We start from the raw sequence: 15,086 nt of genomic DNA, 5'->3' as shown, positions 1-15,086 counted from the left end.
CTGAACGGATTTCTCGATCAAACAAGAAAACCTTTGGATACCTGAACTTATCTGCCTTTTCTCCCTCTCATGCCGGTAGCCATTGATCGCGGCAGCCTGATAAGCTCGCGGCTTTACTCGTTTGCCCTATTGGCGCATGAACAAGGAAACAGAATGAAACAGCATCGGTTGGCAGCGGCGATTGCCCTGGTCGGTCTGGTACTCGCGGGCTGTGACAAGCAAGCCAGCACCGTTGAGCTGAAAACCCCGGCCCAGAAAGCCTCTTACGGTATCGGCCTGAACATGGGCAAAAGCCTGGCTCAGGAAGGCATGGACGATCTGGATTCCAAAGCGGTAGCGCTGGGTATCGAAGACGCCGTTGGCAAGAAAGAGCAGAAGCTCAAAGACGAAGAGTTGGTTGCAGCATTCGGCGACCTGCAAAAGCGCGCTGAAGAGCGCATGGCCAAGATGAGCGAAGAGTCGGCAGCCGCTGGCAAGAAGTTCCTCGAAGAAAACGGCAAGCGCAAGGAAGTCACCACCACTGCTTCCGGCCTGCAGTACGAAATCATCAAGAAAGCCGACGGTCCAGTACCGAAGCCGACTGATGTCGTCACCGTTCACTACGAAGGCAAGCTGACTGACGGCAAAGTGTTCGACAGCTCCGTTGAACGCGGCAGCCCGATCGATCTGCCGGTGAGCGGCGTGATCCCGGGTTGGGTCGAAGGTCTGCAGCTGATGCACGTTGGCGAGAAGGTCAAACTCTACATCCCTAGCGAATTGGCCTACGGCGCACAAAGCCCTAGCCCAACCATCCCGGCAAACTCGGTTCTGGTCTTCGACCTGGAACTGCTGGGCATCAAGGACCCTGTAGCTGCAGGCGCCAATGATGCCGCTGCCGGCGCTGATGAAGAAGAAGAGGCTGCCCCGGCCGCTGAACCGGCCAAGCCAGCCGCCAAGAAGTAATCGTTCGAAAGACCGATTACCGCTTGAAAGAAATGCCCCGTCTCGACGGGGCATTTTCATTTCCAGGCCGATTTGATCGAACCGGCTTGAGCGAGCAGAGTCCCATGTCGGTCAGTCAACGGGCGTTAAGCCGGGATTTGTCGGAGGCTGCGCGTTGTTCGTTGGGCTTTGGCTAGCGCCGCAGGCCCGGAGAGTCAACGGTTTTTTGCGGGTTTTTATGTGTGTAAAAAACGCGCGATTTAACTGCGGACCCATTAGAACGGGCGTTCCGGCCCCGAAAAACGGGTCTGTTCACAAGGTTATCCACAATTTGTGTGGATAACCTTCAGGTGCGGAATCGGCGTACGCGTCGGTAGGCTGCCGCGACACACGCAGTAAGCCAGCAAGTCGATTTTTATCGGTAATCGTGGAGTAGATATGAAAGCACCCTGGAATCTCATTCGTTATCTGCCCATGGCCAAGCGCTTGATGGCGGCAGGTCGCTTGCCCGCATTGTTGTTTGCTGTTGCAGGCAAAACGGCCAGTGAGGGCGGTCGGCTGGGCAAGATCAAAGACGATTTGAAACTGCTTCAGGCGTTGTGCCTGGCCTACTGGCGCGGCGAATATCGCGCCATCAGCGGTAAGGCGATTCTTTCGATCGTGGCCGGCCTGATGTATTTCCTCAGCCCTCTGGATGCGATTCCTGACTGGATTCCGGGTCTGGGGATGCTGGACGACATCGCCGTGCTGGCGTGGGTGATGAAACACCTCGAGGCCGAGCTCAGCGCGTTCCGTGCCTGGCGCGAATTGCAGAACCCCGAAAAGCTCGCGGTGGTTGAGCGTCTGCCGGCGACGCCTGTGTTGCTTGAGCACGAGAAGAAGATCTGACAGCGGGTTTGAGTGGGTGATTACTGTCGCTGGCCGCGCTCCTTTGATTCCGCGCACGCCAGTCGTCGCCAACCGCTGTTAAGATGCCGCCCATACTTAGAAAAAGACTACGTAAAGCGTGTTTTTGTCCTACAGGGGTGTTGGTATGGATCTTCAGGTAATTTCGCGCGACGGAGAGCCGGAATATGCGGTGCTGCCATGGGCGCAGTATCAGGCCCTGTTGCGGGCCGCGGGTGTTGCAACCATGCCTGCGTCCGCGGCGGCTGCTCACACTGAGGCCTCTGGCGGACAGCCCTCCAGCGCAACTGATCTTCCTTCATTCGATCAGCTGGGTGCATTACGCCAAGCGAAGGGCCTGGAAGTGGCGCAACTGGCGCGCACGGTCGGCATCAGTCCCTCTTACTTGGACCTGATTGAAAGCGGCGCCCGTGAGCCGGACGCGGCCATTCGCCGGAGTCTGGCGTGGGAGCTGGGTGTTGCGGGCTGGCGGGGTGAGGCATGAGCGTGCGCATCAGTCGCCAGCACTGGGACGGATTGCTCGCCGAACTGGACCTTGCCCGTCGCCAGCGTCATCTGGTGACCTATCGCGCGTTGCTGGAGCGCTTGCAGTTACCTACACCCGCCATGCAAACCCTGACCGCTGCCCTCGAACACCTCGCCGCCCTCGACGCCCGCGCCGAGCAGCCGTTGCGCAGTTCGTTGGTGATCAGTCAGGGCGCCAGCCGACTGCCCCGCACCGGGTTCTTTGAATGCGTCGAGCGTTTGGGCCGATTCTCAGGCCCTTCGGACGGCGTCGCCGCTGCCTCCTGGCACGCCTCGGAAGTCGCCCGGGTGTTTGAGTTCGAGTACCCGCAGCCGGTGAAGCCGGAGTAGAGCAGGCGTCTGATTCCCGGTTCGCCGGGCTATCGCCTTCGCGAGCAAGCTCGCTCCCACAGCATCTGTGTCGCACTTGGTATTTCAGACTGATCTCGGACCTGTGGGAATGATCCGCCCATCCTCGGGTTTCCGGGCTGAACGCGGGCCTGTGGGAGTGACCGGGGTGGCGCTCCACCTTGCTCACGAAGAGGCCGGGACATCCACCGAATATTCAGCGGCTGAAATGCAGTCTTCGCGAGCAAGCTCGCTCCCACAGGATCAGTGTCGAACCCGGGATTCGAGATTGCCCCCAAACCCATCCTGTAATGCCGGCATCTCACCCCAATACCGCCTGATTCAACGTCGCCATCACCTCCGCCTCCAGCGTATCGATCACATGCAAACTCGCGCCGATTACGTCTTTGGCGTGGTGTTTGGCCTGGGAAGCCAGTTCAGCAAGCTGGCTGGCGTCCAGCGTGGTGCAGACTTCCGGATGCAGATGCACAACGCCGATGGACAGCGACAGCAGCGGAAATTCCTGACGGTGGCCTTGCCGGTTGAGCGCCACGAAGCAGCCCGCCTCCAGGTGCTCGGCACGGTAGAAGCGTCGGCACTGGTTCTGGAAATCCTCCAGCAGCATGTTCAGGCGTTTGCGCCAGTCGTCCGAGCCCAGCACCAACAGGAAATCATCGCCGCCGATGTGGCCGACGAAGTCGCGACTCGGGTCAATCCGGTCGTTGAGGCATTGCGCCAGACACAGCAGAACCTCGTCGCCGCGCCCGTAGCCATAGATGTCGTTGAAGGGTTTGAAGCTGTCGATGTCCACGTAGCAGATTATCGACTCGCGACCCTGCTGCAACAGCCGGGTCAGGCACTGCTGGATCGGTACATTGCCTGGCAGCAGGGTCAGCGGATTCGCGTAGCGCGCCTGCTGGATCTTCAGTTCCGTAATCAGTTTCAGTACATCGATGACCCGGCCCAGCCCAAGGTAGGCGCCGTTCTGCATGATGATGAAATCTTCTTCGATGCGTTGCCGCGCGCGGCTGGTGATGAGTCGGCTCACCTGCTGCAGCGACTGGCTCAGCTCGACGGCCAGAAAGTCGTCGCTCATCAGACGACTAATGGGCTTACGCGCATACAGTTCGGTGGCGAAGGGCTTGAGCAGCACGTCCGACAGCGAGTGACGGTGGACGATGCCGATCGGCTGATGCTGCTCATCCAGCACTGCCAGCGAGTTGAGATTGGCCTGCTTGCGGAATGCTTCGAGCACGGTCGCCGTGGGCGTGGTCTGCACCACTGCCGGCTGCTCGTTGAGCAGGGCGCTGAGGTCGCTGGTTTCCTCAACAAAAGTCGCGGCGGCAGGGTCGATTTTCGGCAGCAGCGCACGGGCGTCGCGGGGCGGAAATTCTTGTGGCCGGCACAGCAAATAGCCCTGAACCAGCTCGACGCCCATGTCGATCAAGACCGCCAGCTCCTCCTGTAACTCGATGCCTTCAGCGATCACCAGCGCCCGCGACGCCTTGGCCATCTGCAGCATCGAGCCGACGAACTCGCGCTTGACCGCGTCCTGATGAATACCGTCGATGAAATGCCGGTCGATCTTCACGTAATCCGGCCGCAACTCGGACCACAGCCGCAGGCTTGAATACCCTGCGCCCAGGTCATCGAGGGCGATGGAAAAGCCCATGTCCCGATAGTGATAAAGCGCGTTGTACAACAGGCCGAAGTCATCCGTCGGCGTCTGCTCGGTCAGCTCGATGACCACGCGGCTCGGCGGGATTCCGTAGCGCTGCAACAGCTGCAAGGTGCGCCCCGGCGGGTGCGACGCTTCCAGCAGGGACTCCGGCGAGATATTCAGAAACAGCTTGCCCTCCAGTTGCTGCTGGCTGAAGCGCCGACAGGCCGACTCGCGGCAGGCCAGTTCAAGTTCGCTCAGGCGCCCGGCCTGGCGGGCCACGGCAAACAAACTGAGAGGGGAATGCAGCGCGCTGTTGGAAGGGCCGCGAGTCAGGGCTTCGTAGCCGAGAATGCGCCGATCCGATAGCGACACAATCGGTTGGAACAGGCTGTGCAAGTCGCCGTGAGTCAGGATCGAACTCAGAGCGCTCAGCTGTTCAGTCACGGTCATGGCAATCTCGGGGCAAGAAAAAGGGGCTGGACGCCTGTGGCGTCGAGCCCCGCTATTTCACGACAGCTTCATGACTATTTGATGACGATTTGCCATCATTTCGTCACGTTTCATGCTGTTTTACTTTTTCGCCACCGAGCCGCTCAAGCCCAGATAGTCGAGCAAGATGCGCCCGGTTTCAGCCAGATAGGCATCATCCTCGGGTTTGGTCTTGTCGTCATCCGAAGGCAGCGCGTCTTCGTCTTCTTTCTTCAGCTCCTTCAGCGGCTCTTCGCCTTTGGCCTTGCGACGTACGTTCTCCATCGCCAGCTGCTGGCTCTCGATGTCGGCGTGTTGCTTGCGGCGTTCGGCTTCATTGAGGCTGACGGTTTTTTCGCTCATCAGCTTCTTCGCCAGCGCGAGTTTTTCTTCGATGAAGACAAACTCGGCGTCTTTGGCCGAACGCACGTCATGGCGCGATTGCAGCTGAGCAAGGAACGGTTTAAACGGGTCCACCGCAGGCTTGATCGCCGGCTTGATGGTGTCGTAGGTCATGGCTTCAGGCAGCGCGCTTTCGCCGATTTCCTTGGTGTCGATGATCGACGGGTAGGCGATGTCAGGCAGTACGCCCTGGTGCTGGGTGCTCTGGCCGGAGACCCGGTAGAACTTCGCCAGCGTCAGCTTCAGTTCGCCATGGTTCAGCGGCTGAATGGTCTGCACGGTGCCTTTGCCGAAGGTCTGGCCACCGATGATCAGCGCGCGGTGATAATCCTGCATGGCGCCGGCGAAAATCTCCGAAGCCGAGGCCGAGAGGCGGTTGACCAGCAGCGCCATCGGGCCTTTGTAGAATGCACCGCTGTTTTCGTCTTCCAGCACATCGACCTTGCCGTCGGCGTTACGCACCAGAACGGTCGGGCCTTTGTCGATGAACAGACTGGTCAGCTCGGTGGCTTCCTGCAGCGAACCACCGCCGTTGTTACGCAGGTCGATGACCACGCCGTCGACTTTCTCCGACTGCAATTCGGTCAGCAGCTTCTTGACGTCGCGGGTCGTGCTCTTGTACTCGGGATCGCCGGCGCGGTAAGCCTTGAAGTCCAGGTAGAAAGCAGGGATCTCGATGACGCCCAGCTTGTAGTCCTTGCCGTCCTGGTTCAGGTGCAGGATCGACTTCTTCGCCGCCTGCTCTTCGAGCTTCACGGCTTCGCGGGTGATCGACACGATCTTGGTGGTCTGGTCGCTTGGCGCATTACTGGCCGGGACGATTTCCAGACGCACGACCGAGCCTTTCGGGCCGCGAATCAATTTGACCACTTCATCCAGACGCCAGCCGATCACGTCGACCATTTCTTTGTCGCCCTGGGCGACGCCGATAATCTTGTCGGCGGTCGCCACTTGCTTGGTCTTGGCGGCGGGGCCGGCCGGCACCAGGCGGACGATCTTGACGTTGTCGTTGTCGCTCTGCAGGACAGCGCCGATCCCTTCCAGGGAAAGGCTCATGTTGATGTCGAAGTTTTCCGCGCTGTCAGGTGACAGATAGTTGGTGTGCGGATCGTAGGACATCGCGAAGGTGTTCAGGTACGCCTGGAACACGTCCTCGCTGCGGGTCTGGCCCAGACGCGCGAGTTGGTTCTTGTAACGCTTGGTCAGGGTTTCCTGAATCTTCGCCGGGTCTTTGCCGGCGATCTTCAGGCGCAGAACCTCATCCTTGACGCGCTTGCGCCAGAGGTCGTCGAGTTCGGCTTCGTTCTTGGCCCAAGGTGCGTCCTTGCGATCAACCAGCAAGGTTTCCTGGGTGTTCAGGTCGATCTTGTCGACGCCCTTACTCAGCTGCGCCAGGGCGAAATCCAGACGCGACTTGATGCGGTCCAGATAACGTTTGTAGATGGTAAAACCCGGGGCCAGGTCGCCACTTTTAAGGAAGTCGTCGAACTGGAAACGCCACTTGTCGAACTCGGCGATGTCGCTGGCGAGGAAGTAGCTGCGCGCAGGATCAAGGAGTTTCAGGTAGCTCTGATAGATGATTTCCGAACGCTTGTCGTCCAGCGGCGGCCTGCTGTAGTGGTGGCGCTTGAGCAGCTCCACGACATTCAGACTGGCGATGACTTCATCGCGATCAGGTTGAAGATTATCCCAGCTGTTGGCGGCGAACGAACTGGCCGACATTGGCAGGACAGTCAGGCCAATGAGTAATGCAAGGGTGGTGCTGGGTAAGAAATGCTTCATGCTGATTCGACGCGGGGACAATTGATAACGCATATTAGGCCGTCTTTGGAGGTCGCCGGTTCGGTCAGAACACGGTCGCATAATGCAAAAAGCCCAATGGCCGTGAGGCACATCGGGCTCAGTCAAGACTCACTATGGAGGCACCGTGAAAGCATTGCAAGGCGTTGAAGGTCGTGTGGAATGGGTTGAAGAGCCATCGCCGACGCTGGATGTAGGACAAGTCCGCATCAAGGTCGCAGCCGCCGGACTCAATCGTGCCGATTTGCTGCAACGCTCGGGGCATTACCCGCCACCGCCGGGTGTCACGGAAATCCTCGGGATGGAATGTTCCGGGGTGATTGCCGAGGTCGGCCCGGGCTGCGCCTGGGAAGTCGGCGACCGCGTGTGCGCGCTGGTTGCGGGCGGTGCGATGGCCGAAGAAGTGGTGGTCGATGCGCGGCATGTGCTGCCGGTGCCCGAGGGGATCTCGCTGCACGAAGCGGCGGCGATTCCTGAAGTGTACGCCACGGCCTGGCTGAATCTGTTCCAGCTGGGGGGCCTCCAGCCTGGCGAAAAAGTGTTGCTGCACGCCGGAGCAAGTGGCGTTGGTTCAGCTGCCATTCAGCTGTGCAAGGCGTTCGGCAACCCGGTCTGGGTCACCGTGGGCTCGGCGGAGCGGCTGGCGTATTGCGAATCCCTCGGCGCCCAGGGCGGAGTGCTGCGCAACGAGAACCTGGATGCGCTGAACGACTTCGCGCCGTTCAACGTCATCCTTGACCCGGTGGGCGCCAACTACGCGGCGCTGAATCTGAAGGTGCTCGGCGTTGACGGTCGTCTGGTGCTAATCGGGCTGATGGGAGGGCGCAAGTCCGAGCTGGACTTCGCTCAGGTGCTGGGCAAGCGCATCCATATTCTGGGTTCGACCCTGCGCAGCCGCGACGACCAGTTCAAGGCCGACCTGCTCAGCGATCTGGGGCAGCACGTCATGCCGCTGTTCACCGAAGGCCGGCTCAAGCCACAACTGGCGCGCAGCTTTCCGATCAGCGAAGCCGAAGCGGCCTACGCGGAGCTGGCCACCAATCAGGTGTCGGGCAAGGTCGTGCTGGTGATCGACGACAGTCTGGTGTGACCCTGCTTTTGCCCTTTTGCTGTTCGGTATAGCCGTGCCTCGTCAGCCGACCGGCGGTGGCCAGAACTGTCATTTCTGACAGTAGTCAGCCTGGCCCATTCGGTTCTCAATAAAGCCTTGTTGCGTTGCTTGGTCGGCGAGTGCTGGCTGAGAACGCTTCATCGGACGAGGTGAGGACAGGATGGCCAGGGACAGCAATAAACAGCCGCTCATGCGGCGAACAGGGAACGTTTCGAAGATCAATCTGGCGGCGCCCCAGGTGCCGGCGATTATTGATCCGAATGATCCGCTCGGCCTCGTTGCGACGGGAACACAGTCCAATGATCTAGAAGTGCTGGTGCCGCTGTGGGCGCTGCCGGCGTCGGATGGCGAGACCGACCTGCTGGAACTCTTCTGGAGCGGCGAGCCCGATAACCTGCCGGTGGCAAGCGCCAGTTTTCAAGGCCCCGTCGATCCTTCCCTGTTCCCTTTTTTACTCACGTTCGACAAGAAACACTTGCAGCCGGATGGCCAATACCAACTCTGGTACACGGTCACCAACGACGCTGGCGCGGTTACACCTTCCGATCGGCGCACCGTCACCATCGACACCCGCCCGCCCAGCTACGACAAGCAGTTGCTGGCCTTGTTGTTGCCCAATGATCTGGTAGACGGGGTGATCAACGAAGCGTACCTGGCGAGCCATGGCGATCAGGTAGAGCTGCGCCTGCCGAGCCCTGTGTACCTCGACGCGAAAGAAGACGATGTCGTTGACCTTTACTGGTCACAGGACAACCCGCCAACGACATCGGTTGTGGCCAGCGTGACGGTGACCCAGGCGCAGATCGAGGCGGACGATATCCGCATCAGCCTGCCCGGCGACGCCGTGCGCGCACCGGACCGGGATGGCAATTTCTACGCCACTTACAAAGTACGAGACCGTGCCGGCAACGAGACCGACTCGTTCTCCCGTGAAACGCCCGCTGCCGTTGCGCTGAAGCCGCTGCCGGGGGGCGATCTCCCCGAGCCCGATTTTCCGGAAGCGGATATCTACGGCTATATCAACTGCAATAACGAGCCCTGGAATGGCATTACGGTACGGGTCACCTTCGTTCGTAACCTGTTCGAGTACCAGGACCAGATCACACTGTATTGGCAGGGCTATCACACGTTGAACGGCCACGATCCGATCGCGGGCACCGAGGGCGTATTTGCCAGAACGGTCAGCGTGAAGAACGTGACCGACGGTTATCTGGACATTCTGGTCGAGCCTTTCATTCCCCACATCGAACCCATCCTTGAAGGATCGGCGCTGGCCACTTACCGGTTGACGAAAGTCGGCGGGCAGTCGGGCGCGTCCTACGAGGGGCTAGTGAAGATCAATCGCAAGTTGCCCAGCGGCGAGATCTGCGGGCCGACGACGTTGGCCATGCAGTCTGACGCGACGTTGGCTGACGGATGCAGTGCCTGCCGCAAGGTCAGGGGTTTTATCGCCCGCGTGTTTCAGGCAATCGGGCGCGGCGGTAGAGGGAAGTAACGCGGAAACAAAGGACGCGCCGGGCTGGGTGGGCGCGAGTCAACTCAAGGAGAAACGACATGAGCATCAAACCAACCAAACGATCCATCGTTCTCGCGAATGCGCTCGAACGCAGTGTCAATAAACTGAAAACCCAGAAGAGAGCAGGCCAGCCTCGTGCCACGCTCGTCGCGCCGGTGTTGCCCGACTGGTGGCCGGGGGAGCCGGAGTTCGCCGGTTTGGTTCCTGCGGATAAGCAAGAAGAGGACATGGACATCTCGATCGGTATTTGGCCAAACCCTGCGCAAGATGACCAAACTGATTTCTTGCAATTTGAATGGAAGTTGCAAAACTCCTCCGACTGGCAACCGGCTCAGGCCGCGATTGAGCTCCCGGGGCCTCTGGATCCGGACAGTTTTCCTATCGTGTTGAAGTTGGCCAAGGAGAATTTCAAAATCCAGGGCACGTACGACCTTCGTTATACCGTTACAGGTGAAAACGGCGTCCTTACGCCGTCGGACCTTACTCAGATCATCATCGATAAAACGCCGCCGGCTAATAATCAATCGCCGGCCAAACTCACTTTCGTTGACCAGACAGTGACAGACGAGGGCATTACTGGAGAGTATCTGAACACGAATGGTGGTGTGGTGGTGGTGATCCCGGGTTATCAGGACGAGCAACCCGGGGATAACGTGGATCTATATGTCTATATGCCTGCCACCAGTCCCACCGAGCCAACGTATCGCGCTCCAATGGACCAGAACCGTCAAATCAAAATTCCAGCTGATAGGTTTGATGGTTTGCTGGATGGGTTCATCTATGTGTCCTACCGGCTGCTCGACAAAGTGGGGAATCACGGGCCGCGCGCCGATGACACAATCACCGGCCTGTTCAGAAATCCACTGCCCGAGGCTCCCCTGCCCCTTCCCACGGTGCCAAGGATCTCGGATGACAAGATTCTGAATCTGGCTGACATTGCTTCGGGTACGGAAACCCTCGTTGAGATCGAGCATATCCCCAACGCTTTGGAAGGCGATGTGGTCGAGGCGACCTGGGGGACTGCTGCAATCAAGATTTTCCACGACATCACCCAGCCGGCGGCCAAGATAGTGCTGAGCGTACCGTATGACTCGATACTTGAGCCGGCCTACGGCGGCGCCACCACCGTGCTGCCTACTTCCGTCAAGTATGTCGTCAAACGCGGGAACAGGACGTTCGATTCACCCGAAGCGATCATTGATGTCGACTTTTTTGTGCCCGGGCCGGTAAACCCTGACCGCCCGAACCCTGAAAATCCGAACCTTCCCAAAGTAACGGTGCGGGGTACCGGCGCGTCGCCCGAAGATAACGTGCTTAACGAGGACGACGCAGGTAAGCCGGTAGAAGTTACCGTGGCTCTGTACCAACCTATCGGCCCACAGGAGAGGATGGTGTTGTACTGGTATTCGCTAGACAACCCGGTAGCCGAATTCGCTCCGGTCGTCGACGCGACCAACCCGTACACGTTCACTGTCGAATGGGACGCCATCAAGGATCTGCCAAGCGGGACCAATGTGCCGGTCTTCTACACTGTCGGACGTATGAATGACACTGGCAACATTGAGCTGTGCGTTCCTACCCTGGTTGATGTCAGTGCGGCCTTGCCGATCAAGCTTGCTGATCCGGAGTTTCCTGATGCCGGATCCGCTGCAGGCGGGGTTCCCATTCTTAACTGCAATTCATTCATCGGTCCGGATCAAAACGTTGCCGTCGAGATCCCTTCGAATACTCCGCGGTTGAAGGGCGGTGAAAAGCTCACTTTCACTTGGCAGTGCTACACCGACAAAGTCGGTAACGTCCCGGTGGGCACGGCACTGGTAACCGAGAGAGATATCACCGAGGCCGAAGCTATCAATGGCTTTAGTCTGGTATTCGGGCCCTTCGAGACTCACATCAAGCCGGTGGGAACCAATGGTTCGATCAAGCTGACCTATGAATCCGATACCCAGCCGCCCATGAAAGGCGAAATGCTGATCAGGGCATCAGCGACGAATTCGGCCGGGTTTTGTCCTCCCAATCCGCGTCGTCGTGCAACCTCGAAAGGGTGCGGCTGTTAAGTTCGGGTCAACCTGAAATTTGCATCGTGCTGAGTCGTTTGATACCACCAGGGCCGCGTCACGCGGCCTTGGTGTTTAATCCGTCAGGTTTCCAAATCGGGTGGTAAACGGCAGGCGAAGTGCATTGTAGGAAGCTACGCTCAAAAGGTTAGGAAACGTCCTACAACAGATATGGATTTGAAGAATGTAGTCTTCGCGCCCTTATCCTGCGGCGCTTAATAGATGGTTCCGCGGGAGTGGCGTTTATTCCCAAGGAGCTGGTCATGGCTGAATCGCGTTTTATCCCCTCTCGATATTTCAAACCCTCAACCTTCATTTCTCTGGCCCTGTGCATCAGTGCCGTGGCCGAGGCGCGCGCGTTGTCACCTGGCGAGTCTACCGAGGTCAATCAGGGCGACTCGCCCGAGTCCTGGACCCTGGCCACCGGTTCTACCCTCACCGTTAACAACGGCGCACAAACGCTGTCGATCAACGGTGGAGGTGCAGGCAGCGTCGTCAATCTCAATACAGGCAGTTCGGCAGGCAGCGTCAACCTGAGTGCTCCAGGTGCTGTGGCCAACATCACGGGTGCCAGCGTTATCGCAAGCGGCAGTGCCAACGCGCTGGTGCTCACCGACAGCTCGGCGATACTGAACAATGCCACCGTTGTCAGTACAAACGGTCTGGGTCTGTTCGGCACGCAAGTCGCCACCGGACCGGGGAGTTCGTTCCTGATCAACGGCGGCACCATTACCGGTTCCACTGGCGGCGCGTCGCTTTCCTTTGGCAGCAGTCTGGACGCCACCGGGGCGGTGATCACCGGCACTTCCGGGAACAGTTATGGGGTTCGAGGTTTTGGCTCGGACATTTCCCTGCGCGACAGCACCGTGACGGGGGGGCTGAATGGTCTTGCCTACCGCGTGGACGTTTCCAACGTGCGACAGGGAACGATCAATATCGAAGGCTCCCACATAGAAGGCACCAACGGCGCTGCGATCCTGCTCAATGGTCAGGGCGGCGGAATGGTTGCCAACCTCAACCTGCTCAACGGCACCACCTTGACGGGCGGCAACGGCAATGCGCTGGAAGTTTCCAACACGGCGACGGCGAACGTGCTGCTGCAGAGCAGTGAAGTGACCGGTAACTTCGCTATCTCCAACGGCAGCATTGCCAACCTGACCTTCGATCAGGGCCGGTTGATCGGTAACGTTTCGGCGGATGCCACCAGCAGCGGCACCCTGGCGCTGAACAATGGCTCTGCGCTCACGGGCGATGTCACCGGTATTGATGCGGTCAATCTGAATGCGAGTTCCATTACCGGAAACGTAACCTCGGCCAGCAGCGCCGGTGTGGTTTCGCTGGCTAACGGGTCAGTGCTGGAAGGCAACGTCAACAGCGACAACGTCAGCCTGAACGGCAGTCAGATGATCGGCGATATCACGTCGATGAGCAGTGCCGGCGTGGTATCGCTGGTGGAGGGTTCGGCGCTGCAAGGTAACGTCAGCAGCGATAACGTCAGCCTGAACGCCAGTTCAATGAAGGGTGACATCACGTCGACCAGCAACGCCGGTGTTGTATCGCTTGTCGGCGGTTCGACCGTAGAAGGTCAGGTCATCAGCGACAACGTCAGTCTTGACGCCAGCTCGATTACCGGCGATGTCACTTCCGCCAGCGGAGCAGGTGCCGTCAAGCTGGTTCGCCGCTCTTTGGTAAGAGGCAACGTGAACAGCAACAACGTCAGTCTCGATGCCAGTTCGATAGCCGGCAATGTCACCTCGACCGGCACCGCGGGCGTTGTGTCGCTGGCGGCAGGCTCCCTGGTGGAAGGCAATGTCAGCAGCAACGACGTTAGCCTTGATGCCAGTTCGATAGTCGGCAATGTCACGTCGATCGGCGGGGCAGGTTTGCTGAAGTTGCTGGGCGGCTCAACGCTGAAAGGCGATGTCAGCAGCAGTAATGTCAGCCTGGATGCCAGTTCGATGTCCGGCGATATCACCTCCGGTGGCGGCGTTGTTTCGCTGGCCAACAATTCGGTGTTCACCGGCAACTTGATCAATGTCGACAGCGCCACCCTCGCGGGTTCCTCCACCTGGGATATGGTGGGTTCCAACACCCTCAACTCACTCGCGATGAATGACAGCACGGTGAGGTTTGGCGCAACCAACGCGTTCTACCAGCTCAACGTCGGCACCCTGTCCGGCAACGGCACCTTCGTCATGGACGCGGACTACCTCACCAACGAGCACGACCTGCTCAACGTCACCGGTTCTGCGACGGGCAGCCATACCTTGCTGATCGCAGGTTCGGGCGCCGACCCGACGTCACCACAGCCCTTGACTGTCGTGCAGACCGGGGGCGGTAACGCGACCTTTACCTTGGCGGGCGATCGTGCGGTGGACGTGGGGACCTATTCCTATCAACTGGCGTCGGCCAGCAACAGCGCTGGCGGGACCGACTGGTTTCTTGACCCGAATACCGCGACGATCAGCCCCGGCACGCGCTCGGTGCTGGCGCTGTTCAACACCGCGCCGACGGTCTGGTACGGCGAGCTGACGTCGCTGCGCAGCCGCATGGGCGAGTTGCGCTTCAACGGCGGCAAGGCGGGCGGCTGGGTGCGCACCTACGGCAACAAATACAACGTCGATGAAGCGTCGGGTGTGGGTTATCAGCAGACGCAGCAGGGCTTGTCGCTCGGCGCTGATGCGCCGTTGCCCGTCGGCGACGGGCAGTGGCTGGTGGGTGTACTGGCCGGGCACAGCAAATCCGATCTTGACCTGAGTCGCGGTACGTCGGGCACGGTGAACAGTTATTACGCCGGCATTTACACGACCTGGATGGACCAGGCCAGCGGCTACTATTTCGACGGTGTGTTGAAGTTCAACCGCTTCCGCAACGACTCTAAGGTCAGTATCAGCGATGGCACGCGCGCCAAGGGTGATTACGACAACTCGGGCGCAGGCGGCTCGGTGGAGTTTGGTCGCCATATCAAGCTGAACGACGGCTATTTCATCGAACCCTACAGCCAGTTGTCCGCCGTGGTGATCCAGGGCAAGGATTACGAGTTGAACAACGACATGCGTGCCGAAGGCGATCGCACTCGTTCGCTGCTGGGCAAGGTCGGCATGACCGCAGGTCGCAACTTCGAGATGAGTGACGGCAAAGTGTTGCAGCCGTATGTTCGGGTGGCGGGTGTACACGAGTTCGCGAAGAACAACGAAGTTCAGGTGAACAACAACGTGTTCAACAATGACTTGTCCGGCTCGCGAGGTGAGTTGGGGGCGGGTGTTGCCGTGGCGTTTTCAGACAGCCTGCAGGTGCATGCTGATTTCGATTACTCCAACGGTGAGAACATCGAGCAACCGTTTGGGGCGAATGTGGGGTTGCGGTATAGCTGGTGATCCCGGTATCAGG

9 protein-coding genes and 1 pseudogene are annotated in these 15,086 nt (G+C 59.3%); 8 read left to right on the top strand and 2 right to left on the bottom strand.

Translation table 11 applies throughout. The features are described from left to right. The first annotated feature begins 153 nt into the window (after nucleotides 1-153). The 4 genes from IFT47_RS02900 to IFT47_RS02885 all read left to right on the top strand — a co-directional run bounded on the left by IFT47_RS02900 (nucleotide 154) and on the right by IFT47_RS02885 (nucleotide 2,682). Nucleotides 154-942, top strand: a complete 789-nt coding sequence (locus IFT47_RS02900; protein WP_192170932.1) for an FKBP-type peptidyl-prolyl cis-trans isomerase — start codon at nucleotides 154-156, stop codon at nucleotides 940-942. 417 nt (nucleotides 943-1,359) lie between these two features. Continuing rightward, nucleotides 1,360-1,809, top strand: a complete 450-nt coding sequence (locus IFT47_RS02895) for a YkvA family protein (protein WP_065986833.1) — start codon at nucleotides 1,360-1,362, stop codon at nucleotides 1,807-1,809. Between the two features lie 145 nt (nucleotides 1,810-1,954). Beyond that, nucleotides 1,955-2,311 carry a helix-turn-helix domain-containing protein gene (locus IFT47_RS02890; protein WP_192170933.1) on the top strand — a complete coding sequence of 119 codons (357 nt, stop codon included), beginning with the start codon at nucleotides 1,955-1,957 and terminating at the stop codon, nucleotides 2,309-2,311. Continuing rightward, entirely contained in the window at nucleotides 2,308-2,682 is a 375-nt protein-coding gene (locus IFT47_RS02885; protein WP_192170934.1) for a hypothetical protein, read from the top strand. The genes IFT47_RS02890 and IFT47_RS02885 overlap by 4 nt, the downstream gene beginning before the upstream one ends. 319 nt (nucleotides 2,683-3,001) lie before the next feature. Here the strand turns inward: IFT47_RS02885 and IFT47_RS02880 are convergent, their stop codons facing one another. Both IFT47_RS02880 and IFT47_RS02875 read right to left on the bottom strand, forming a co-directional pair. Further along, nucleotides 3,002-4,792, bottom strand: coding sequence for a bifunctional diguanylate cyclase/phosphodiesterase (locus tag IFT47_RS02880; protein WP_192170935.1), 1,791 nt, complete (start codon nucleotides 4,790-4,792; stop codon nucleotides 3,002-3,004). 120 nt (nucleotides 4,793-4,912) lie between these two features. Next, nucleotides 4,913-6,994: a carboxy terminal-processing peptidase gene (locus IFT47_RS02875; protein WP_192170936.1), complete on the bottom strand. Its 2,082-nt coding sequence runs from the start codon at nucleotides 6,992-6,994 to the stop codon at nucleotides 4,913-4,915. Nucleotides 6,995-7,139: 145 nt separating this feature from the next. Between IFT47_RS02875 and IFT47_RS02870 the strand changes: the two genes are divergently transcribed. From IFT47_RS02870 to IFT47_RS28040, 4 genes and pseudogenes are all read left to right on the top strand, one after another. Next, on the top strand, nucleotides 7,140-8,102 hold the full coding sequence (locus IFT47_RS02870) for a zinc-binding dehydrogenase (protein ID WP_192170937.1): 963 nt from the start codon (nucleotides 7,140-7,142) through the stop codon (nucleotides 8,100-8,102). Nucleotides 8,103-8,313: 211 nt separating this feature from the next. After that, nucleotides 8,314-9,618 (top strand): hypothetical protein, encoded by a 1,305-nt coding sequence (locus tag IFT47_RS02865; protein ID WP_192170938.1) that lies wholly within the window; start codon nucleotides 8,314-8,316, stop codon nucleotides 9,616-9,618. 59 nt (nucleotides 9,619-9,677) lie between these two features. Further along, the gene (locus tag IFT47_RS02860) at nucleotides 9,678-11,696 is read left to right on the top strand and encodes a hypothetical protein (protein WP_192170939.1); all 2,019 of its coding nucleotides are present in this window, start codon (nucleotides 9,678-9,680) and stop codon (nucleotides 11,694-11,696) included. 1,991 nt (nucleotides 11,697-13,687) lie between these two features. Further along, nucleotides 13,688-15,073: pseudogene (locus tag IFT47_RS28040) on the top strand (autotransporter outer membrane beta-barrel domain-containing protein); the annotation flags it as partial. Nucleotides 15,074-15,086: the final 13 nt, after the last annotated feature.

It is taken from the genome of Pseudomonas sp. CFBP 13711 (assembly GCF_014842265.1).
Lineage (GTDB): Bacteria > Pseudomonadota > Gammaproteobacteria > Pseudomonadales > Pseudomonadaceae > Aquipseudomonas.
This window is presented reverse-complemented; position numbering and strand designations above follow the sequence as displayed.

Excerpts from the sequence above, each read along its gene's own strand:
- IFT47_RS02885 (WP_192170934.1), top strand. The coding sequence starts at position 2,308 with ATGAGCGTGCGCATCAGTCGCCAGCACTGGGACGGATTGCTCGCCGAA.
- IFT47_RS02875 (WP_192170936.1), bottom strand. The coding sequence starts at position 6,994 with ATGAAGCATTTCTTACCCAGCACCACCCTTGCATTACTCATTGGCCTG.
- IFT47_RS02895 (WP_065986833.1), top strand. The coding sequence starts at position 1,360 with ATGAAAGCACCCTGGAATCTCATTCGTTATCTGCCCATGGCCAAGCGC.
- IFT47_RS02900 (WP_192170932.1), top strand. The coding sequence starts at position 154 with ATGAAACAGCATCGGTTGGCAGCGGCGATTGCCCTGGTCGGTCTGGTA.
- IFT47_RS02860 (WP_192170939.1), top strand. The coding sequence starts at position 9,678 with ATGAGCATCAAACCAACCAAACGATCCATCGTTCTCGCGAATGCGCTC.
- IFT47_RS02890 (WP_192170933.1), top strand. The coding sequence starts at position 1,955 with ATGGATCTTCAGGTAATTTCGCGCGACGGAGAGCCGGAATATGCGGTG.
- IFT47_RS02880 (WP_192170935.1), bottom strand. The coding sequence starts at position 4,792 with ATGACCGTGACTGAACAGCTGAGCGCTCTGAGTTCGATCCTGACTCAC.
- IFT47_RS02865 (WP_192170938.1), top strand. The coding sequence starts at position 8,314 with ATGCGGCGAACAGGGAACGTTTCGAAGATCAATCTGGCGGCGCCCCAG.